At 48.1% G+C, this 20,660-nt stretch carries 17 protein-coding genes and 9 tRNA genes; 7 read left to right on the top strand and 19 right to left on the bottom strand.

Going from position 1 to position 20,660, the window contains the following annotated elements:
- The first annotated feature begins 560 nt into the window (after positions 1 to 560).
- From HQ393_RS17530 to HQ393_RS07860, 5 genes are all read left to right on the top strand, one after another.
- Entirely contained in the window at positions 561 to 1,613 is a 1,053-nt protein-coding gene (locus tag HQ393_RS17530; protein WP_218871337.1) for a nuclease-related domain-containing protein, read from the top strand.
- Positions 1,614 to 1,826: 213 nt separating this feature from the next.
- Positions 1,827 to 2,546, top strand: a complete 720-nt coding sequence (locus tag HQ393_RS07875; RefSeq protein ID WP_179358252.1) for a hypothetical protein — start codon at positions 1,827 to 1,829, stop codon at positions 2,544 to 2,546.
- Between the two features lie 2 nt (positions 2,547 to 2,548).
- The gene (locus HQ393_RS07870) at positions 2,549 to 3,139 is read left to right on the top strand and encodes a hypothetical protein (RefSeq protein WP_179358251.1); all 591 of its coding nucleotides are present in this window, start codon (positions 2,549 to 2,551) and stop codon (positions 3,137 to 3,139) included.
- A 2-nt stretch (positions 3,140 to 3,141) separates the two neighbouring features.
- On the top strand, positions 3,142 to 3,891 hold the full coding sequence (locus tag HQ393_RS07865) for a hypothetical protein (RefSeq protein WP_179358250.1): 750 nt from the start codon (positions 3,142 to 3,144) through the stop codon (positions 3,889 to 3,891).
- Between the two features lie 117 nt (positions 3,892 to 4,008).
- Positions 4,009 to 4,079: transfer RNA gene (locus tag HQ393_RS07860), tRNA-Ile, on the top strand.
- 605 nt (positions 4,080 to 4,684) lie between these two features.
- Here the strand turns inward: HQ393_RS07860 and HQ393_RS07855 are convergent.
- The 12 genes from HQ393_RS07855 to HQ393_RS07800 all read right to left on the bottom strand — a co-directional run bounded on the left by HQ393_RS07855 (position 4,685) and on the right by HQ393_RS07800 (position 12,320).
- A complete protein-coding gene (locus HQ393_RS07855) occupies positions 4,685 to 5,494 on the bottom strand; it encodes a DUF4145 domain-containing protein (RefSeq protein ID WP_179358249.1) in 810 nt (269 codons plus the stop codon).
- A 150-nt stretch (positions 5,495 to 5,644) separates the two neighbouring features.
- On the bottom strand, positions 5,645 to 9,544 hold the full coding sequence (gene hrpA, locus HQ393_RS07850; protein WP_179358248.1) for an ATP-dependent RNA helicase HrpA: 3,900 nt from the start codon (positions 9,542 to 9,544) through the stop codon (positions 5,645 to 5,647).
- A gap of 66 nt (positions 9,545 to 9,610) precedes the next feature.
- A complete protein-coding gene (locus tag HQ393_RS07845) occupies positions 9,611 to 10,759 on the bottom strand; it encodes a PAS domain-containing protein (protein ID WP_179358247.1) in 1,149 nt (382 codons plus the stop codon).
- A 246-nt stretch (positions 10,760 to 11,005) separates the two neighbouring features.
- Positions 11,006 to 11,082, bottom strand: a tRNA-Asp gene (locus HQ393_RS07840).
- 77 nt (positions 11,083 to 11,159) lie between these two features.
- Positions 11,160 to 11,235, bottom strand: a tRNA-Val gene (locus tag HQ393_RS07835).
- 27 nt (positions 11,236 to 11,262) lie between these two features.
- Positions 11,263 to 11,339, bottom strand: a tRNA-Asp gene (locus tag HQ393_RS07830).
- A 42-nt stretch (positions 11,340 to 11,381) separates the two neighbouring features.
- Positions 11,382 to 11,457: transfer RNA gene (locus HQ393_RS07825), tRNA-Val, on the bottom strand.
- A 27-nt stretch (positions 11,458 to 11,484) separates the two neighbouring features.
- Positions 11,485 to 11,561: transfer RNA gene (locus HQ393_RS07820), tRNA-Asp, on the bottom strand.
- Positions 11,562 to 11,603: 42 nt separating this feature from the next.
- Positions 11,604 to 11,679, bottom strand: a tRNA-Val gene (locus tag HQ393_RS07815).
- A 16-nt stretch (positions 11,680 to 11,695) separates the two neighbouring features.
- Positions 11,696 to 11,772 (bottom strand) — tRNA-Asp (locus HQ393_RS07810).
- A gap of 32 nt (positions 11,773 to 11,804) precedes the next feature.
- Positions 11,805 to 11,880 (bottom strand) — tRNA-Val (locus tag HQ393_RS07805).
- Positions 11,881 to 12,011: 131 nt separating this feature from the next.
- On the bottom strand, positions 12,012 to 12,320 hold the full coding sequence (locus HQ393_RS07800) for a hypothetical protein (RefSeq protein WP_179358246.1): 309 nt from the start codon (positions 12,318 to 12,320) through the stop codon (positions 12,012 to 12,014).
- A 56-nt stretch (positions 12,321 to 12,376) separates the two neighbouring features.
- On the opposite strand from HQ393_RS07800, the gene HQ393_RS07795 reads away from it, so the two are divergent.
- Positions 12,377 to 12,694 (top strand): PilZ domain-containing protein, encoded by a 318-nt coding sequence (locus HQ393_RS07795; protein ID WP_179358245.1) that lies wholly within the window; start codon positions 12,377 to 12,379, stop codon positions 12,692 to 12,694.
- A gap of 59 nt (positions 12,695 to 12,753) precedes the next feature.
- On the top strand, positions 12,754 to 13,647 hold the full coding sequence (locus HQ393_RS07790; RefSeq protein WP_179358244.1) for a polysaccharide deacetylase family protein: 894 nt from the start codon (positions 12,754 to 12,756) through the stop codon (positions 13,645 to 13,647).
- 61 nt (positions 13,648 to 13,708) lie between these two features.
- On the opposite strand, the gene HQ393_RS07785 is transcribed toward HQ393_RS07790, so the two are convergent.
- The 7 genes from HQ393_RS07785 to HQ393_RS07755 form a co-directional block, all read right to left on the bottom strand.
- Complete coding sequence (locus tag HQ393_RS07785) at positions 13,709 to 14,650, bottom strand: DHH family phosphoesterase (protein ID WP_179358243.1); 942 nt, start codon at positions 14,648 to 14,650, stop codon at positions 13,709 to 13,711.
- A gap of 30 nt (positions 14,651 to 14,680) precedes the next feature.
- Positions 14,681 to 15,634, bottom strand: coding sequence for an SPFH domain-containing protein (locus tag HQ393_RS07780; RefSeq protein WP_438833122.1), 954 nt, complete (start codon positions 15,632 to 15,634; stop codon positions 14,681 to 14,683).
- A 28-nt stretch (positions 15,635 to 15,662) separates the two neighbouring features.
- The gene (locus tag HQ393_RS07775; RefSeq protein ID WP_179358241.1) at positions 15,663 to 16,085 is read right to left on the bottom strand and encodes an NfeD family protein; all 423 of its coding nucleotides are present in this window, start codon (positions 16,083 to 16,085) and stop codon (positions 15,663 to 15,665) included.
- Positions 16,086 to 16,195: 110 nt separating this feature from the next.
- Positions 16,196 to 17,473, bottom strand: a complete 1,278-nt coding sequence (gene serS, locus HQ393_RS07770; RefSeq protein WP_179358240.1) for a serine--tRNA ligase — start codon at positions 17,471 to 17,473, stop codon at positions 16,196 to 16,198.
- A gap of 158 nt (positions 17,474 to 17,631) precedes the next feature.
- Positions 17,632 to 18,942 carry a replication-associated recombination protein A gene (locus HQ393_RS07765; RefSeq protein ID WP_438833119.1) on the bottom strand — a complete coding sequence of 437 codons (1,311 nt, stop codon included), beginning with the start codon at positions 18,940 to 18,942 and terminating at the stop codon, positions 17,632 to 17,634.
- Complete coding sequence (gene lolA, locus HQ393_RS07760) at positions 18,935 to 19,561, bottom strand: outer membrane lipoprotein periplasmic chaperone LolA (protein ID WP_179358238.1); 627 nt, start codon at positions 19,559 to 19,561, stop codon at positions 18,935 to 18,937. Before lolA ends, HQ393_RS07765 begins: the two co-directional genes overlap by 8 nt.
- A 77-nt stretch (positions 19,562 to 19,638) precedes the next feature.
- Positions 19,639 to 20,334, bottom strand: a complete 696-nt coding sequence (locus HQ393_RS07755) for an OmpA family protein (RefSeq protein ID WP_179358237.1) — start codon at positions 20,332 to 20,334, stop codon at positions 19,639 to 19,641.
- Positions 20,335 to 20,660 lie beyond the last annotated feature (326 nt).

Raw genomic sequence — 20,660 nt, 5'->3', positions numbered from 1 at the left:
AGAAAGTTGCACATGTGCAACTTTTTGAAGTGGTTGAGAGCTGAGCGCAGGATACGGTTTTTGAGATCATTTGAGCGAGATTTACTAAATATTAGTAAATCAAGCTGCTTTGCTGACTTGCAGGAGTTGCACATGTGCAACTTTTTACGGTAGTTCAGAGCTAGCGCAGGATATAGTTTTTGACATCATTTGCATCATAAGTGTTATGGATCATCACTCATTATGGAGGGTGGAGGTCGAGACGAGTTACACATGTGCAACTTTTTTGAAGTGTATATAGCTAGCGCAGGATACGGTTTTTGACATCATTTGCATGACTTGAGCTAAATATTAGCTGATTGGAAAATCTAATCGTTTGCGTAAGTTGCACATGTGCAACTTTTGAAGCGGACTGAAGGGCTAGTGCATATAGTTTTTGACATCATTTGTGCCAGAAGTGGGATTGTTTAGTTCTTTTGCAGAAAATCTGGAAATGCACCGTGAAAGATTTGTCTGTTTGATTGCCTAGTAGAGCTTGTCAGGTAGTTAGGGTTCAGAAGTTTGTTTGTAGATATTTAATTTTGGTTTTGAAGAAAAAAATGATCATAAAGAATCCAGACTCCAAACAAGTGCAGCTTGATGAGCTGCACGAGCTGCTGACATTACCGAATTTGAGCGCCAAACAGCGGGAGCTAATCACCAAAGAAATCCATGCTCTCAAGCAAGGGGTTCAGGGCGAGCAAAACAGTGAATATGAAATCAACTTCTATCTGAAGGATTCAAAAAACTGGGCGGTGATTCATGACTTACGGATCGAGCACAATGGACGAGTGGCGCAGATTGATCATTTACTGATCAACCGTTTGCTGGATGTATTTGTGATCGAAACCAAGAACTTCAGCGCTGACTTGCAAATCAACGAGCAGGGCGAGTTCACCGCTTGGTACAACAAGAAGCCCATCGGTATTCCCAGCCCATTAGCCCAGAACGAAAAGCACATTGAAGTGCTAAAGGCCCTAAGCAAGACTCTGCCGCTGCCTACACGCCTTGGCGTAACGCTGATGCCATCATTTACCAGTGTGGTGATGGTTAGCAACAAGCAACGCATTACGCGCCCAAAAAATTTTGATACCAAAAACGTCATCAAGGCTGAGCAGGTTTTGGAATGGGTAACTAAGACCAATGCAGATGATGCAAGCTTTGGTCGTATGTTTGGTAGCTTGGCCAAGATCGTCAGCGGCGAAACGGTGATGGAAATTGCTGAGATATTCACCCGACACCATCGCTCTATAAAACCCGACTACAAAGCAAAGTTTGGGATCAATGAGCTTGCAAATACAGCTCAAGTTGAAGAGCAAAAAGCAGCGATGGCCGCACCGCCAGCTGTTGAGGTTGCGCCCATCTCGGAAGCAGTGGAAGAGGTAGCAAAACTAACCAGCTCCAAGCTAGCCGCCAAGCTAGGGCTCAAAAATACTCAAGAGTTGATTGATAAATTGGTTGAGAAGGGTTTTGTAGAGATTGTTGAGGGCAAGCCAAAACTAACCGCACAGGGCAAGGCTGCGGGCGGTGAGGCTAAGTTTAGTCCTAAATTTGGGCCGTATTTTATTTGGCCTGAAACTTTACGATCTATATAAAATCAGATAAAGGCAAAACAATTTTTTGGTCTAATTCATGACGATATCCTTACTAATTTTAAGGTTGTAACTTCTGGTTTTGTTGGTCTTACTATTTGTATAGGGAATAAAGCGATGACTGTCTAAGGGATTTTGGTCTACAATTCGTTGACGATGTAGTTAGTTCAGTGTTTTTTGTTGTAAGTTATTATCTCGTAAGGGTTGGGAAATTAAATGTCACGTTATGACTTGTCGGGTTGGAATGTTGAGGGCTTACGTTTTACCTTTTTCCATCTGGAAAATGCTAGCCTATCGCCTGATGGTTTATGGAAAAAACTGACAAAACAACAAAATCCCAGTGTGTTGCATCCACCTGCTGCGCCTGTGCATATGGCTTTTGGACCATCGGCTGATGGAAGTAAAAATGTAGCAGTACAGTTTGCGTTGCCCACTCGTATCGACATTGCAATACAGCCAAGCTCACCTTCTGTTGAAGGCTTGCTATCTATCGGAAGTTATGATCAATCGATTGCAGACCTCAGAGCGATGCTGCAATGTATAAATGATGAACTCTCAAGTGGTGCATTGCGTTACGCGGTTGGAATTGTATTTTCAAGAAAAGAAGCCGATAACTGTGCTGCTTCAAAAGCATTATCTACTTTGATTAATTATGAAATTCCTGATGGTAGTCAGGATTTTAATTTTCAAATAAATAAGCCAATTTGGGCTGATGATTCTGGGCAAATTAATAGAATTCTTAGATGTGCTATCGGGCAAATTCAGAATATTGCATTTGATACTTCAGGCCCCGCATCAATTGTTAATGAGCTAGTTGCTCAGGTCGAGTGGGATATAAATTCTGATGCTATGAATAAAAATCCGATCCATAACCCTTTGCGGCTAATTGATTGCATTTTTGAGCAGTTGGATGAATGTATACGTGGTGGTTTTTAATTATGTCCTCAACTTCTATTAGATATTCAACGATATCACCAAGAATTACTTCTAGTGCCACAACTCAGTCGATAAATTTATCTTCGAATGTGTCGGGGGGAGAGTCTGCTGTTTTTGATGCCTTGAAAAGTGTTACTACTATTTTAGCTGGAGTAGCTTTTTCCTTATCAAGTCATGGCACTTTAAGTAACTCGGTTAATTTTGCACGCTCTATCGCGTCAACTAATGTTGTTCGGCGAAAAGACCAAGAAGATGTGTCAAGTGATGTTCTTGGTTTTTATCGTTCATTAAGTTGTTTGCGTCAAATAAATGTCCAAAATGATGCAGAGTATTCAAGAGGGTTTGATGCAATATTCGAAGTGACTGAGCCTTTAATTGAAGACGGGCGACTGGATAGAGTTGCAAGTTTGCTTGCCATGTTAGATGCAATGAATGTTGATTCTTATTTTGAAGCCGCCGTATATCGAAGTGCATCCGACTATAAAGATTACATACCAAATTGGGACAAACTCTTGAACCAATCTGTGAGGAAAGTTCCAAGTTTAAGTTTGCAAAAGGAATGTTTTGGTGGTTTGCTTGAATTAAGGGGGTGAGAATGCTTTACCCCATTCGTGGACAAAGTGATGACTATGTGCCTTTAGGCGGCATTGCTATACATGTTAATAGTAAAGGGCAGCACGCGGGTTTTTTGCTTCGTGTAGATAGCGTTGTTCTTTATTTGCATATGGCTTGGCATTATGATTTTCGAGTTGAAATTGCACCTCGTAGTGGCTATTTTGCCAATGTGAAGTTAAATCGACCTAATTTATTGCTTTTGTCCTCTTGGCTAAAGAAAAAAGCTAAGATTGATAAGTTATTTAATCAGATACCATATAAATTAGAAGATATTCCTTACAGTTTTTTCTGTGATAGAACTCCATTTGATATGGGGGGTAATTGGGCAGATTCAAAAACTGGTGCAGGATTAACTTGTGCAACATTTATTGTTGCAACATTTGACACGCTGAAATTCAATTTCATTAATAAATCTGCTTGGCGTGAGCGTGAAGGCGATGCTGTGTTTATATCGATGGTTGTAAGTGGCCTGCGAGAGAGTTTGCAAGATCCTACTCTAACTCCTCAGTTCAGGGCGGATTTGCAGAGACACGTCGAGTACATCGAGACTAACATGGATCGGATTTCAAGGGTTCGGCCACTAGATGTGGTGGGTGCAGCTTTACGTTGGGATGGTGCTAATTTTCTTGATTTTAACTTAGTAAGCGTATGGTCTAGCTGCTCTGACCAGATTCTTAAAACGGTTAATTTATTGGCTCAAACGAAGCGACCCCAGCCGTTTTCGGCTTAATTAAATTAAGTGGTATCCATCAATTAGAGTGTCAACAATGTGTCAACCGTAATGGTGGATATAGCATATATAAAGCCCCTTTCCTTATATTATATTGTGTAAATACAGCATATAGCAGGGTGTAGCGGGGTTGTTGCATGAGACTCATAATCCTTTGGTCCACGGTTCAAGTCCGTGTGGGCCCACCAATACAAAACACCTAGCTTAAAAGCTAGGTGTTTTTTTTATGCCTGCAGGTTTGACTGAGGTTAAACAGCAAGTCATCGATGCTTTAGTCCTCGCCGGCCAGCGTCGCGCAGTTTCCGTCTGGACTTCCTTCGGTCGCAAACAGGTTGCGGCTTAAAATCCTCGCCAAGTCATATTCAAACGGCGCGGCTCCACGGGCACTCCGTTCTAAACAATGCAGGGGTATCTTCACCAAAGTGAAATCTAGATTGATATACAGAGCAACACATTGGCATGTATATACAGCAATGGTTGGTTTGCGCGGATTCCCCTACAGCTGCGCCGAGCGAGGAACGGGCGGGGCGGGGTATCGGCGGGCTCTGTTTTGTTAAAGCCCGCCGCCTTGCCGATTGTCCGCAGCGAGGGCATCGGCGTAGCCGACGCAGATGTGGGGTCGCCTTTCTTTGCTTACTTTCTTTAGGCGAAGCAAAGAAAGTAAGTGCCGCGGCGCATAGCCGCCAATCCGTGGTGGATTTATTGCTGCAGGTAAATAAAAACCGCCTTGGTTGGCGGTTTCGGTGGTCGCGGTAAACGTTGGGCTTTATTTCATTCAGCTCAAGCCGCGGCGCTACGAGTTCTCAAGTGCTTTTTTATTTCTTTGTTCGATTCCATTTAGCTTTTTTTCTGGCAATTTTTTATATAGAGCCTCAACTTGCTTGGGTTGAGTGATCATTTGATCAGCAATTAGATTAATCAAACCGAATAATTGAAGTGCCGTATCGCTATCATCATCGAGATTAATTTCTCCTGGGTGAACTGCCTCGTTGCCAATGACTCTTACAATATCAAGAGCTTTCTGAACTAGCGGGTTCAAGCCTTTTGCGACGAGGCTCGCAATGTCATCATCGATATTTTTTCCACTTTCACCTAACTCTTTGCAGAGATGCTGAATACTGAGGCGTAACAGAGCAGCAGCTCCCTTGGGGGAAGATAAAACTATTTCTCGTGCTTCGTCGAAAAGGCGCTTTATGTGAGATGGTAGATCTTGGTTTGGCTTTACTTCAATTTTTGAGCTTGGCCAAATTAATTGATCGTGAACCCAAATAGATATTTCTTTGCAGTTATAACACTCAGAAATATTCAAATTCATTAGCCGTCTTCTTGAGTAGCAAGAATTTTGCTCAATTTCGGTGAACGGTTTGCCCAATGACATTTTATCTATCCACTCAATGAGCTCCTCTTTAACTTTCTGATTAATCTCAGGGTCAGAATGAAATTTTTCTTTCAAACTTGGGTTTGGAATGTTCGGGGTTCTGGAGTCATTCGGGTATGAGTTTGAATACAAATGGCTCCAATGCTGTGTCGTGAACGCATTGCAATGAGGGCAACTAAACGCTGTTTTATTGATTTCTGGAACGGTATTCGTATTTTCAGTCATATCTAAAACCTTATGCCTACATTGTTCGGCGGATATGGAGCCAGCGTCAGTGAGGTGTGGATAAGTTCTTTCAATTTCATTCAGTTTACCACGTGAACGGTGGGTTACGCCTTCAGCAAACCCACCCTACACATCAACATTGATCAACCATCACCGCTTCGTAATCTCCGCCCAAATCTTATCTAGCCGCTTCACCGACACCGGATACGGCGTGCGTAATTCTTGCGCAAACAGCCCAATCCGTAATTCCTCAATCATCCAACGGAACGGCAATAGGGTGGCAGTATCTCGACCTTCGCGTTGCCACTTCTCGATTTCAGCGATATACCTCTGCATTAACTCAGACACTTCCGCGCCGCGCTGGCCGTCTCGGCTTGGGTTTTGCACGCGTTTTTCGAGGCGGACTTTCATCGCTTTGATGTAAACGGGAACGCGCGGTAGCTGCTCCCATGGCGTGGCGGTGAGAAAGCCCTTGTAGATCAGGCTGCCGAGTTGGGTTTTTAGCTCGTTCTGGATATTGCCGCCTTTGGCGAGCAAGCCATTGAGCGCGACGTAGTCCGGCGCGATGTCGTTCAGCGTGCGAAGCACGGCATCGCGTACCGATGGTAGGCGAACGCGGGCGCGGCTTTTCTGCTCGTCGAAATCTTTCTTCTTGCGCGGCGCTTCGTCGTCGCCCAGAAAGGCGCGATTACAGATGCAGGCGATGACGTCCGCCATCAGCTCGTCGCTATTGCCAAGGCTACGGTAATGGATGGCGAGCTGGTTAAAGTTTGGCAAGGCTTTGGGCAATTGCTTTAGATGCTCTTTGAGTTCGAACTGCAGCAGCCGCACGACACCAGCGCGGTGAGCTTCATTGGCCGCATGTTCGGTGTCAAACAGCCGAATCGCTACGCATTCTTTGCCTGCTTCATCTTCATCCGGCACAAGGCCAGGGTAGCCCGTCATTGCTTTGCCGTGGCGTTTGAAATTGATCTTGGCCGGCAGATCGCCAAAGTCCCATTTCGTAATGCCCGATTTTTCGATGCCAGTGCTCTCGTCCGCCGTATCGCGGAAGGTGAGCTGCGCCGCCTCGCCCAATTGTGCGCGAATCGCAATCAGATCGCGGCCTTGCGCCAGCTCTTGGCCGGCATCGTCGACGATGCGGAAGTTCATTTGCAAGTGAGTGGGCAAATCGTTACCGTTGAAATCATCCGCGTTCACCGGCTGGCCGCAGCCCCGCGTGGCCGCCTGCGCCAGTTGTGGCAGCAGCGGGGCTTCGCGGTCGGCGTTTTCCAGTGCGACCATCATCTTGGTGGCAAAGTCAGGCACGGGGACGCACAGGCGGCGAATCGGCTTGGGCAGTGATTTAATCAGCAGCGTGATTTTCTCGCGGATCAGGCCCGGCACCAGCCAGTCAAACGTTGCGTGATTAACGCGATTCAGTAAATGCAGGGGGAGGGTAATCGTTACACCATCAAGCAAATGGCCGGGCTCAAAGCGATACCCCAGTGGTAACTTGGCGTCTTGCAGGCGGAAAAACTCTGGATATTGCTCCTCGGTGACCGCCGCAGCGCTGTGCTGCATCAGGTCTTCTTTACTCAGATACAGCAGCGTAGGATTGAGTTTTTCGGCCTGTTTGCGCCACGCTTCAAAACCCGCGCCGTTGACAATGTCGGCGGGGATTTTGGCGTCGAAAAAGGTGAACAAAGCGTTTTCATCGACTAATACATCTTGGCGGCGGGCTTTGTGTTCGAGCTCTTCCACGTCGAGTAGCAAGGCAAAGTTGTGATCGAAGAATTTGGCTTTGCTGTTGTAATTGAAACGCACCAAAGCTTCGAGAATGAAAATCTCACGTGATTCGGCGACGTTGATACTCCCGTAGTGTACCTTTCTGCGCGCCACAATCGGTAAGCCGTACAGCGTAATACGTTCCGATGCGCTGACTTGGGCGTTGTCTTTACTCCAATGCGGATCGAAATATTGCTTCTTGATCAGATGAGGCGCGAGCTTTTCGACCCATTCTGGCTCAATCGCGGCGACGCAGCGCGCGTAGAGCTTACTGGTTTCGACCAGCTCGGCGGCGACGATCCATTTGGGGCGCGATTTTTTCAGATTCGAGCCGGGGAAAACGTTAAATTTGATCCCGCGTGCGCCGAGGTATTCATCGTTTTCGGGCTGCTTAAAGCCCAGATTGCCGAGCAGGCCGGTAATCAGTGCCTTATGTATTTGCTCGAAAGTGCCGGGCTTTTCATTCTGGCGCAGCTCACTCGCCATTTCGGAAAGTTGCTTGTGCAGCTCGCGCCATTCGCGCAGGCGCAAGTACGATAGGAAATTGCGGTGGCATTCCTGCACCAGCTGGCGGTTCGAGGTTTTATCGGCGAGCAGTTTTTCAAAGAAATCCCACAGGCGCAGGTAGGACAGGAAATCCGATTTTTCCTCGGTAAACTTGGCGTGCGCTTGATCGGCCGCTTGGCGCGCATCGAACGGGCGCTCGCGCGGGTCTTGCAGTGACAAGCCCGAGGCGATAATCAGCATTTCCTTCAAGCAGCCTTCGTCTTGGCCGGCGAGCAACATGCGGCCTACGCGCGGGTCGATCGGCAGGCGTGCGAGTTGCTGGCCGATTTGCGTGAGCCGGTCTTGCTCATCCACCGCGCCCAGTTCGCGCAATTGTTGGTAGCCGTCGGCGATCAGCTTGCCCGATGGTGCTTCCAAAAATGGGAATTCATCAACGCGACCAAGGCGCAGCGCGGCCATCCGCAGAATGACGCCAGCGAGGCTGGAGCGGACGATTTCGGGGTCGGTAAACGGTGGGCGCAGGTTGAAGTCTTCTTCCGAATACAGGCGTACGCAAATACCGCTGGCAACGCGGCCGCAACGACCTGAGCGCTGGCGCGCGGAGGCTTGCGAGATTTTTTCGATTAAGAGTTGTTCAACCTTAGCGCGCGGGCTGTAGCGGTTAATGCGCGCCTGACCGCTGTCGATGACATAACGGATGCCGGGTACCGTCAGCGAAGTCTCGGCCACATTGGTGGCAAGCACGATACGTCGGCCAGTACTGCTGGGGCGGAAGATGCGTTGCTGATCTTCATTGGATAATCGGGCAAACAGCGGTAGCACTTCGGCATCGCGCAGCTTGGCTTTGCGTAGCTCTTCCATCGTTTCGCGAATTTCGCGCTCGCCGGGCAAAAACACCAGAACATCGCCGCTGCCATCGCGCCGCCACAGCTCATCCACCGCATTGGCGATGGCTTCTTCCATCTCGATTTCTTGATCGTCTTCGTCGGTGCTGGCCAGCGGTTTGTAGCGCACCTCAACTGGATAGGTTCGACCCGACACTTCCAGCACTGGCGCGCCATTGAAATGCTTGCTAAAGCGATCGGCATCGATCGTGGCCGACGTGACGATGACTTTTAAATCGGGGCGTTTCGGTAAGATTTGCTTGAGATAACCAAGCAAAAAGTCGATGTTCAGACTGCGCTCGTGCGCCTCGTCGATGATGATGGTGTCGTAATTATTCAGGAAACGATCTGAGAGCGATTCGGCGAGCAAAATACCGTCGGTCATCAGCTTGATGTAGCTGGCGGGCGAGCTTTTATCGGTAAAGCGAACTTTGTAGCCGACAAAGTGGCCGATTTCGGATTTCAATTCTTGCGCAATGCGGCTGGCCACCGAGCGCGCAGCGAGACGACGCGGCTGGGTGTGGCCGATTAAGCCATGGATGCCGCGACCGAGTTCGAGGCAGATTTTCGGCAGCTGTGTGGTTTTACCCGAGCCGGTTTCGCCGCAGACGATAACGACTTGGTGCTTGGCGATCGCGGCTTTGAGCTCATCGCGGCGCTGATTAACCGGTAGAAAATCATCGTATTCGGGCGTGGGCAACTTTTCACGGCGGATCGCCGTTTTCGCGAGCGATTTTTCTACGCCAGCGGCAAATTGGGCCTGCAATTGGTCGATCGGCTGTTGCCGTTTCAGGCGTTCGCTGATTTGGCTCAGTAGGCGCGAAAGATGGTGATAGTCGCTGCTCTGGCAGTCGGAAAGCTGGGTGCGAAGCTCGCGAATCGAAATGGTCATTGCCTGCTAAATCGGAGGATTACAATCAATCCTCGATTTTATCACGCAGGCGCTAGGCGCAATGATTTACTGCAAAGTGAGTAAATGCCCCTGAGTTTGCATAATCTCGACTGGGCAAACTGAGCAATCGAGGCATTGACCGTCAGGGGTATGCAATTGATAGCTGCTGCATTGCTGTAAATTGACGGATTGTGGGTTGAGACGGCTTAATGCTTCGCCAATCAGTTGCTCAGGCTCTAAGCCCAGTCGTGCGCAGGCTGCGCGATTGGCAAAAAGAACTTGCTCGTTTTGCACCAGCAAGAAGGCGTGTGGCAATGCATTGGCGATGGCACGAACCAGCAAACCGCTGTCAGTTTGTGCCAAGTTATTTTCTTTTTGCAGGGTGATGTCGTTGGCAATGCTCAATATGTAGGTTTTGCCTTCACGCTCTACCGCTAGCTTTGTAATGTCAAACCAGTGGGTCCGGCCATTGGGCAAAGTGCAACTGTCTTCGATGCGGATGGTTTCTCCATGATTGAGTACAGATTGATCGCCTGCACTCAAGATAGGGGTATCTTCATCTAGCCCCATGTGGGAGTGGACTAGCAGGTCATGCCCCAGCAATTTTTGCGTAGTTTGATTGACGAGCAAAAAGCGGCCGTGCTGATCGCGAATAAAGACCAGATTGGGGCTGGAATCGATGATTTGTTGCGTGAACATTTGCTGTTGGAATAGTGCCGCCTCGGTGGCTTTGATGTGTGAAATATCACGAATGATAACGACACAGTCGCGATGACTCAGCGGGGTTAGCCTTGCTTCAAATGTATATTGAACTTGCTCGTTGCCGAGGGTGTATTCGAAACGCAGCGCAGTTTGCTTGTCTTGTAGCTCAATCAGGGCTTCCAGAAACTGGCGAGAAACGCGAGCCGGAAAAATAGCGGCTAATTTTGCAAATTGGCTGCCTTCTGGATGGTGCGGAATCTGATTATTATTGTGTGAAGTAACGCGGCGGCTGGCGTAGTCGATTGTCCAGAGTAAATCCGGCACTCCAGCGAGGACATCAAGAGGGTCGGCTGGGGGAACAATGGTGGTCTGATTTTCTGTATAGGTCTTTTTTTCTTTTGGCTTTGATACCACTGCTGACCAGATCAGCATGATGATATTGAGTAGAGACAGGCAAGTCAGAACAATCGGGGTGCTGGTGTTTTCGCTGCTATCGGCTAGCCAGATGATCATTAGGATCAAGGCGCTAAGGATGAGAGCAATAGCTTGCCCAAGGTGGCATTGTAGGCCAAGGCACTGAATGGTATTACTTTGATCTGGTGAAGTCTGCGCCATAATTAGCCGTGCTCATGCAGCAAGTGGTGTTGGGTAGTCGTGCAGAGTGTATCGCTAAAGTACTAAATTGGCGACGAAAGAATCAATGCCGATAAATTGCAGCAACAGCTTTGAATGGATTTTTCGGGGGAAGGGTGAAACTGATGGCGGAGTGGACGGGACTCGAACCCGCGACCCCCGGCGTGACAGGCCGGTATTCTAACCAACTGAACTACCACTCCGCAGTGGTATAAATTTGAGGCGAAAAAAAATGCCTGATTAGGCACTTATTCTCCAGTCTTGCGCTTCCAAAGGAAGGTGGTGGGTCGTGACGGGGTCGAACCGCCGACATTCTGCTTGTAAGGCAGACGCTCTACCAACTGAGCTAACGACCCAATGTGCAACAATTTTGCTTTACTACTTGGCGGAGTGGACGGGACTCGAACCCGCGACCCCCGGCGTGACAGGCCGGTATTCTAACCAACTGAACTACCACTCCGCAGTGGTAAAATTTAACTACTCACTCTTCGATAAAGAAGAGTGGTGGGTCGTGACGGGGTCGAACCGCCGACATTCTGCTTGTAAGGCAGACGCTCTACCAACTGAGCTAACGACCCAATGTGCAACAATTTTGCTTTACTACTTGGCGGAGTGGACGGGACTCGAACCCGCGACCCCCGGCGTGACAGGCCGGTATTCTAACCAACTGAACTACCACTCCGCAGTGGTAAAATTTAACTACTCACTCTTCGATAAAGAAGAGTGGTGGGTCGTGACGGGGTCGAACCGCCGACATTCTGCTTGTAAGGCAGACGCTCTACCAACTGAGCTAACGACCCTGCTTGCTATACAACTTGGCGGAGTGGACGGGACTCGAACCCGCGACCCCCGGCGTGACAGGCCGGTATTCTAACCAACTGAACTACCACTCCGCAGTGGTATAAACATTTTCTCTTAAGTGAGGTGGTGGGTCGTGACGGGGTCGAACCGCCGACATTCTGCTTGTAAGGCAGACGCTCTACCAACTGAGCTAACGACCCCTCGCTTGAGAGAGGCAGCATTAAAACATGCCACTTAAATCGCGTCAACAGCTTTGAGCCAAAAAACCAAAGAAAAAAGCGCCATTGACGGCGCTTTTGAGCTAAGCATTTGAATCAAAAAGCGATTAATTTTAGGCGTAAGTATCAATTTTATTTCTGGCTGAGTCCATTTTTTGCGCAATAGCTTGTTTGGCTTGAATGTCTTGAAGTGCTTGTTGGGAAATTTGCTCTTTTTTTCTATCTAGTTTTTCGCTGCCCTCGCCGATCGCCCGTGCGGTCTGTTGCGCGCCCTGCGTTAAGGTTTGAGATAGGCTAGAGCTGAAATTCATCGCGCTACTAATGCTTGACATGTTGATCTCCCCATTTGATGCTGATAGAGCCAATATATATCCTGCAAATGACGCAAACCAACTGGACTGATATTCGGTACTTTGCGTCACTTCTTAGGCAAGTTAAGATTTTGCTTCTATTCGATGCGGTGCAAGATGAGTTAAGTATGAATTTGGGTTTGAAGGAGCGCGATCAGCGCGGTGCTTTGCGGGTTTCGGTGAGTTGCAAGGTCAAAATTCGCCCCATGGATCTTGGCTTGCCTTTTTATGGCGATTGTACGGATCTCAGCGTCACAGGAATGACCGTGCAAACCAGTTATGTGCCGCGTCCAGATGAAGAGTTTGATATCTATGTGATGCCCGCACGGGCAGGCAATATGCGCCGAGAGCCATTTTCGGCTCGCGTCAAGGTCAGGCGTAGTCATCGACTTGATTCGTCTTCTCTTTATGAATTGGGTCTTGAGATTATTCAGGTAAATGGATAAATCCATTAAACTAACGCCTTTGCGCCCAAGTGGGCCTGGCTCACGGTTTAAATGGATTCATGAAGCTGATTGCACTAAAGATTGATGTAGATACGGCTCAAGCCATTCGTTCTGGCTTGCCCAGGATAATTCCACTGTTGCAATCACGCGCGATGGGGGCGACTTTTTTTTGGTCACTTGGCAGCGAACGTAATGGCCAATTTCTTCGCCCGGCTCTGGGACTTAAAAAAATGCCTGGCGCGAGCAAAATTTCATTAAAGCAACGATATGGTACAGCTGCGCTCTTATTGGGTAGCTTTAGACCTGTACGTCGGCTTGAGAAGATGGTCAAAGCCTGCGTGGGAGAATTGAAGGATGCTGGATACGAGCATGCTCTACGGCCCCTTAATCGCTATGAATGGCAACGTGGTATAAGACAGTGGGATGCGAGTGAAACCGAACTCGCCTATGAAAAGGCCTTGCACTGTTTTGAGCGTATTGTGGGAGAAAAACCTGTCGCACACGCTGCATTTGGCGCGCAAATGAATCGCACGGCATTTCGATTGCACCAACTCAATGGTCTCAAATTTGCCAGCGATTGCCGTGGTCTTTCGCCTTTTTGGCCGATCGTGCAGGGCGAATATCTGCGTTGTGTGCAAATTCCTGTGACCTTGCCCATGTTAGAAGATTTGCTCCCTGAGATGGGTACGGATCAGGCTGTTGATGAGATATTGCAGTTGAGTGCAGTGGGTGAAACTCATGTATTTAATCTGGCCGCAGACTTGGATGCGAATTTTATACCTCAGTTAGAGCGTTTGTTTGATGGCTGGCTGGCGCAAGGTTATCAAGTGGTTTCCTTGGGGCAAATGTATGCTGGCCTCGATTTGGCGCTCCTTCCTTATCATCATGTCGAGCAAAAATCGATTCGGGGTCGGGTTGGGGAGGCGGCGGTGCAGGGTGAACCCTACCCATAATTAAATAAGTACAATAAAAAAAGCCGACATAGATATGCCGGCTTTTTTTATTGAGATAGTTTTAGCCTTCCGAGGTGATCTTGAGGGTGATTTCACGCAGTTTGTTATCGACGTCATCATTATTGATTTGGCAAGTGCCAGCGTTTTCATGACCGCCACCGCCATATTCCAGCATCAGCGCACCGATATTGGTCTGCGATGAGCGATTGATAATTGATTTACCCGTTGCAAATACCGTATTGCGCTGCTGCACGCCCCACATCACGTGAATCGAAATATTGCATTGTGGGTACATGGCATAAACCATGAAGCGATTCGTGGCGTAAATAGTGTCTTCTTCGCGTAAGTCGAGAATAACCAGATTGTCGTAAATTCGACTGCAACGTTTTATTTGCTCTTTCGCGAGTGGAGCGTGTTCGTGATATAGCTCGATACGCTCGACGACATCGGGTAGTTGCAATATTTCCTCGATGCTATGGTTTTGACAGTATTCGATCAAATCCATCATCAATTGATAGTTTGAAATCGTAAAGCTGCGGAAACGACCTAAGCCAGTTCTGGCATCCATTAGGTAATTTAATAAAACCCAGTCAGTTGGGTTTAAAATTTCATCGCGCGTAAACTCTGCTGAGTCTGCTTTATCGACTGCAAGCATCATTTCATCAGAAATATTGGCAAATCGCTCTTTCCCGCCATAGTAGTCGTAAACCACCCGTGCAGCAGAGGGGGCGGCTGGATCAATGATGTGATTTTTGCGTTCGCCTTCATTGCGCAGCGTTTCAGATAGGTGATGATCAAAAGCTAGGTAGGCACCTGCGACATAGGGCAAATTGGTTGTAATATCGTGATCATTGATCTCAATTTTCCCATCTTGCATATCCTTTGGATGCACAAATAAGATGTCATCAATCATTTCAAGTTCATTGAGCAATACGGCGCAAACTAGGCCATCAAAATCGCTACGGGTGACAAGGCGGTATTTTTTATTCGTAGTGTCGGACATGTTCTCTCTCCAGCTTAAACTGATATTAGCTTAGGTGGTTTTTTCCTTTTTTGCTGTCTGTACTACGCTCATTGCAGTGGCCACCATGCTAGCGACATCAGCTGCATTATTAGGAAGTAGCATGGTATTGCCTTGTTTGGCGATATTGCTAAACGCACCAACATATTGTTCGGCGACTTTCAGATTAATCGCTTCTATCCCGCCTGGGGTTTCAATGGCTTTGGCAACGACTTGAATGGCTTCTGCTGTCGCGTGAGCAACGAGGCGCAGCGCTTCGGCTTCCCCTGTGGCACGGTTAATTTGTGCCTGGCGCTCACCCTCAGATTGATTGATATTGGCCTGCATATCGCCTTGTGATTTTTGAATAGACGCTTCGCGCTGTCCCGTTGCGAGATTGATCTGTTCTTGCTTAACACCTTCCGATTGTGCGATGCGGCCACGTTTTTCACGTTCGGCGGTGATTTGCTGTTGCATTGCGTGCAAAATGGCCTGAGGCGGTACGAGGTCTTTAATTTCGTAACGTAATACTTTGACTCCCCAGCTCGTCGCGGCTTCATCAAGTGCCGACACTACGGTGCGATTGATTTCATCGCGTTCTTCAAATGTCTTGTCCAACTCCAGCCGTCCAATCACTGAGCGCAGTGTGGTTTGTGCGAGCTGACTGATCGCGAGGACATAGTCTGAAGCCCCGTAAGACGCGAGGCGAGGGTCAACTACTTGAAAATACAAAATGCCATCGACTTGTAGCTGAGTATTGTCGCGCGTAATACAAACTTGGCTGGGAATATCGAGCGGGATTTCTTTCAGGATATGTTTGTAGGCAACTCGATCTATCAGCGGAATAACCACGGTGAGACCCGGGCTAAGAACAGCATGAAAGCGACCTAAGCGCTCGACAATCCATGCATGTTGCTGAGGGACAATTTTGAAAGATTGGGCAATAAATATAACGACGACGATGAGCAATGCAAGTGCAAAAGGCATTTCCATGATGTCCTCCCGGACGAGTAAATTACGATTTTTGCGAACGGATAATGAGGGTGGCGCCATGACGAGCGCAAATGAGCCAATATTCTGAGTTTTGCTGGGTTTCGCCTTCGGCGAGAATGGCATCCCATTGACTGCCTCGATAATTCACTCTGGCTCGACTGGCATCGATCCAATGAGCCAGAGTAACGACCTGATTCACATCATCAGCATCGGGAGCGCTGGCCGCAGCTAAGTTTTTTTGTTTCCATTTTTTGATGATTGCGACCGAGATCAATGCGGCAATGGCTGCGCTGATGATTTGCACTGAGAATGGCAAAGACAGCGCACTGCACAGCGCGCCAATCGCAAGCCCAGCTGCAATGGCAATTAGATAAAAGGTGCCGGTGAGCATCTCTAGCCCAGCGAGACCCAATGTGCCAAGTAGCCAAATGGTGGTGACTGACATTTTGTTTAACCTCGGGCAAACAATGTAGACAGTTCTAGCCTAATGTAATCTGACTCTGGACGCAAAAAAAGCGCACCCAGTGGGTGCGCTTGTGCATTTAGCGTGCCTAATTAAGCTTTAAGCAGCGTTTGACCGCCGAGATATGGCTGCAGCGCCGTGGGTACAGTGATTGAGCCATCCGCATTTTGATAGTTCTCGAGTACGGCAACTAAAGTGCGGCCAACGGCAAGGCCAGAGCCATTCAGGGTATGAACGAGTTCGTTTTTGCCGGCTTCATTTTTAAAGCGCGCTTGCATGCGGCGTGCTTGGAAGCTGCCCATGCTTGAGCAGCTCGAGATTTCGCGGTAAGTATTTTGTGCGGGCAACCACACTTCAAGATCGTACGTCTTAGTGCTACCAAAGCCCATGTCACCCGTGCACAGCAGCATTTTGCGGTAGGGCAATTCGAGCAATTGCAGAATTTTTTCGGCGTGGCCGACTAGTTGCTCCAGCGCTTCATTTGATTGATCTGGATGAACGATTTGGACGAGCTCCACTTTATCAAATTGGTGCTGGCGGATCATGCCGCGTACGTCACGACCATAGGAGCCTGCTTCAGAGCGGAAGCATGGAGTGTGGGCAACGTATTTTTGTGGCAACGAGTCGAGTTTTACAATCTCATCACGCACAAAGTTAGTGACTGGTACTTCCGCGGTGGGGATGAGATACAAAGGCTCAGCATCAGCGCGCGGCACTTTAAACAAGTCTTCTTCAAACTTGGGGAGTTGACCCGTACCCATCATTGAGGCGCTATTGACGAGGTAGGGCACGTAGACTTCTTCGTAGCCGTGCTCAAGCGTATGCGTATTGAGCATGAATTGTGCTAGTGCGCGGTGCAGGCGTGCAATGGGGCCGCGCAATGCCGTAAAGCGACTACCTGAGAGCTTGGTGCCCGTTTCGAAATCAAGGCCTAACGGCTCGCCCAGATCAACGTGGTCTTTTATTTCAAAATCAAATTGACGTGGTTCGCCCCAGCGCGCAACTTCGAGGTTTCCCGATTCATCGTTGCCAGTCGGCACTTCTTCTGCAGGCAGGTTGGGAATAGTTTGAAGTAGTGCGTTCAGTTTGTCGGCGAGTGCAGCAAATGCTGCTTCGGCGGCTTTGAGCTCATCACCCAAATTTGCAACTTCAGCCATGATGGCGCTGACATCCTCGCCTTTTGCCTTGGCGGCGCCGATTTGCTTGGAGCTGCTATTGCGTTTGGCTTGCAGGTCTTGCATGCGCGTTTGCAATACTTTGCGCTCGTCTTCCATGGCTTGGAATGCCGCTGTATCAAGTTCAAATTTGCGGCTGGCCAGTCGTGCGGCAACGGCAGCTAAATCAGTACGAAGTAATTGAATGTCGAGCATGTAAGTATGTTCTGTGATTTAAATTGGATTAGAGTGATTTTACACCATGAAGGCCGTCCATCGTAGTGCCGTCGTGCAAACGGAATGAAACGGCCTTTAGGGGTATATCAATAAAGATTATTTAAATAATAGACTTCAAGCATATACCGTATTGGGTATTATTTGTTTTGTTCGCGCCAGAGTTCATCCAGCATTTTTAAGTGCTTTAGCTTCTCTCCAATCTTGCCTTCAAGGCCACGTGGTGTGGGGTGGTAAAACTGGCTGTTTTCCAAGCCTTGCGGGAAATAATTTTCCCCTGCGGCATAGGCTTCAGGTTCATCGTGCGCATAGCGATATTCGTGACCATGACCCAGTTTACTCATCAGTTTGGTTGGCGCATTGCGTAAATGCATCGGCACTTCGCGCGATCTGTCATTGCCAACTAAGGCCTTGGCGCTCTTGTAGGCGCTGTAGCCCGCATTCGATTTTGGCGCGATGGCAAGATAGATCGCGGCTTGGGCAAGGGCCAATTCACCTTCTGGAGAGCCAAGTCGCTCAAATGTTGTGGCTGCATCATTGGCAATTTGCATCGCGCGTGGGTCGGCAAGGCCGATATCTTCCCAAGCCATCCGCACTAGGCGTCGGGACAAATAGCGGGCATCTACGCCTCCATCGAGCATGCGGGTTAGCCAGTACAGCGCGGCATCAGGGTTGGAGCCACGAACCGATTTATGCAAAGCCGAAATTTGGTCATAGAAAGCATCGCCTCCTTTGTCAAAACGGCGTCCGTTGCTGCTGAGGGCTTGGGCAAGAAATTCAGTGCTAATGATGTCAATTTTTGCCGCGACTGCTGCCTGCTGTAATTGTTCGCACAAATTAAGTAGCCGCCGAGCATCGCCGTCGGCCATGCGACATAGCGTTGCGCGTGCATCCGCTTCAATATCGATTGCATTGCTTGTTTTCGTGATTGCTCTAGAAATCAGCAGATCAAGCTCATCTAAGCTGAGCGACTGCAGAACGTAAACCTGAGCGCGTGAGAGCAAGGCCGCATTGACTTCGAATGATGGGTTTTCAGTGGTGGCGCCAATAAAGGTAACCAAGCCAGATTCGACATAGGGCAAGAAGGCATCTTGTTGGGCTTTATTAAAGCGATGCACTTCATCGACAAATAAGATCGTCCGTTTGCCTAAAGCTTGATATTGCTGAGCTTGCTCCATGGCCATGCGAATGTCTTTGACGCCAGAAAATACCGCAGAGAGTGCAAGTAGTTCTGCGCCAAATTCATTCGCAAGCAGACGAGCTAAAGTGGTTTTACCAACGCCGGGTGGGCCCCAGAGGATCATCGAGTGTGCTTGCCCGCTTACAATGGCGAGAGAAAGAGGCTTGCCAGCTCCAAGTAAGTGTTGCTGTCCTACAACATCTGCAACCCGCTTTGGGCGCAGCTGTTCGGCAAGCGGCTCGTGACTGGTGGTGGCAAATAAATCACTCACGGATGACATCAACCCCAGCTGGTGGTGTAAAGGTAAACATTTGCGCTGAAATTGGTGCGTTCTTTTGCACTTTATTAAAACTAATCATTGTTGTCTGATTGAAATGGTCATCCAGTTCCATGCGATCAATGGCGCCATTGACGAGGCCTATGCGAATTTGAGCAAAGCTACCATCCTTTGATTTGGGGGTGAGTGCTACCCAATTGGCTCCATCTTTGGTGGGGAGAGATTGCAGGTTAAAGTTCTGCGCTAGGTTGTTGTTGCCCGTCAAAATTGCTGCAGGGCTGGCATCTAGAGCTTTATTAATTGGTTTGATGGTGACTTGGGCGAGGTCAATGTCGTACAGCCAAAGCTGCTGGCCATTGCTTGTAATTTCTTGGTTGTAAGGTTGCTTGTAAATCCATTTAAATTTACCAGGCCGAATTAAATAAAATTGACCGCTTGAGTTTTCTGTTTTTCCAGATTTGCTGCGTACAGTTTGATTAAAATTGGCGCTTAAGCTTTTGGTTTCATTCAGATATTTTTGTAAATCATTCACTGAATCTGCGTGTGAAGTTGTCGGTAAAATGAATGCAATAATCAAAAATGAAGTGCGAATTATATTGTTGAGGTGAAACATGTAATTGATCCTTTTATGGTGAATTACCCATAAAAAAAAACCCCGCAGCAGCGGGGCTTTTTTCAATCAGACAGCAATTATTGCTGAACTGTAACTTCTTGAACGCCATCAACTTCAACTTCAACGCGACGATCTGGAGCCAAGCACTCAACCAGTTTAGCGCGAGTTTTCTTAGAGTCTTTGATGTTGTTGCAAGTATCGCCAGTCACTGGGTTAGCTTCACCACGGCCTTCGGCGGTTACTTTGTCAGCTGGAGCACCTTTAGAAATCAGGTAGTCACGTACTGTGTTAGCACGACGCTCAGACAGAGCTTGGTTGTATTTGTCTGAACCGATGCGGTCAGTGTAGCCAACAACTACTGCGCGGCCTTCTTTTGGATCCATTTTCTGAACTTCAGCGTACAGAGCGTCAAGCGCGTCTTTACCAGCTGGTTTCAGAGTAGCTTTGTTAAAGTCAAACAATGCATCAGATTTCAAGTTGAATTTTTTGTCTGTTTTAACTGGAGCTGGAACAACCGCTGGTTTTGGAGCTGGAGCTGGAGCTGGAGCTGCTGCTGGTTCTACGTAGCCTGGGCAACCTTTGATGGTCGCTGCTTTTTCAGCAGACCATGAACCAGTTTGCCAGCATTCACCCAAACCGTTTTTAACAACACCTTCTGGATTAGCTTCAGAAACGTTGGTGCCATTAGTTACATAAGCGTCAGTAGCTGCTTGTGCGCCGAAAGATGCGAAAGCGGCAACAACTGCGAGAGAAGCAATAGTTTGCTTGATCATGAAGATTCTCCGTTAATAAAGTCACAAATAATAAATTTGAGGCTGTGTCTGTGGACTATGGTGGGGGCGCAGACTACTACCTAATGAAATCTAGCAGTAATTGATCAATGTTTCAAAGTAAAACCCATTGATTTGGATAGCAATGAGACACAAGAAACAGCTCAAGCAATTAAGCTAAACTTTCTATGACTGATATTTTAGAAGCATTGTGAAGTATTGGGCAACTTTATTTCTGTAAACAAATGCACATTTTGCTTACAGGGCGTGCTGGCGTTGGTTGAATAAGAGCGCTGTGTTAAAATCGCGAGCTGCTCTAAGTGGTATTT

The organism is Chitinibacter bivalviorum (assembly GCF_013403565.1).
In the GTDB taxonomy this organism is placed as follows: domain Bacteria; phylum Pseudomonadota; class Gammaproteobacteria; order Burkholderiales; family Chitinibacteraceae; genus Chitinibacter; species Chitinibacter bivalviorum.
The sequence above is the reverse complement of the archived record's forward strand: the minus strand, read 5'-3'. Positions and strand labels throughout refer to the sequence as shown.

Coding starts and splice junctions, on each gene's coding strand:
- lolA (WP_179358238.1), bottom strand. CDS start 19,561: ATGTTTCACCTCAACAATATAATTCGCACTTCATTTTTGATTATTGCA.
- HQ393_RS07785 (WP_179358243.1), bottom strand. CDS start 14,650: ATGTCCGACACTACGAATAAAAAATACCGCCTTGTCACCCGTAGCGAT.
- HQ393_RS07790 (WP_179358244.1), top strand. CDS start 12,754: ATGAAGCTGATTGCACTAAAGATTGATGTAGATACGGCTCAAGCCATT.
- HQ393_RS07845 (WP_179358247.1), bottom strand. CDS start 10,759: ATGATCATCTGGCTAGCCGATAGCAGCGAAAACACCAGCACCCCGATT.
- HQ393_RS07780 (WP_438833122.1), bottom strand. CDS start 15,634: ATGCCTTTTGCACTTGCATTGCTCATCGTCGTCGTTATATTTATTGCC.
- HQ393_RS07875 (WP_179358252.1), top strand. CDS start 1,827: ATGTCACGTTATGACTTGTCGGGTTGGAATGTTGAGGGCTTACGTTTT.
- serS (WP_179358240.1), bottom strand. CDS start 17,473: ATGCTCGACATTCAATTACTTCGTACTGATTTAGCTGCCGTTGCCGCA.
- HQ393_RS07865 (WP_179358250.1), top strand. CDS start 3,142: ATGCTTTACCCCATTCGTGGACAAAGTGATGACTATGTGCCTTTAGGC.
- HQ393_RS07795 (WP_179358245.1), top strand. CDS start 12,377: ATGAATTTGGGTTTGAAGGAGCGCGATCAGCGCGGTGCTTTGCGGGTT.
- hrpA (WP_179358248.1), bottom strand. CDS start 9,544: ATGACCATTTCGATTCGCGAGCTTCGCACCCAGCTTTCCGACTGCCAG.
- HQ393_RS07755 (WP_179358237.1), bottom strand. CDS start 20,334: ATGATCAAGCAAACTATTGCTTCTCTCGCAGTTGTTGCCGCTTTCGCA.
- HQ393_RS07775 (WP_179358241.1), bottom strand. CDS start 16,085: ATGTCAGTCACCACCATTTGGCTACTTGGCACATTGGGTCTCGCTGGG.
- HQ393_RS07855 (WP_179358249.1), bottom strand. CDS start 5,494: ATGACTGAAAATACGAATACCGTTCCAGAAATCAATAAAACAGCGTTT.
- HQ393_RS07870 (WP_179358251.1), top strand. CDS start 2,549: ATGTCCTCAACTTCTATTAGATATTCAACGATATCACCAAGAATTACT.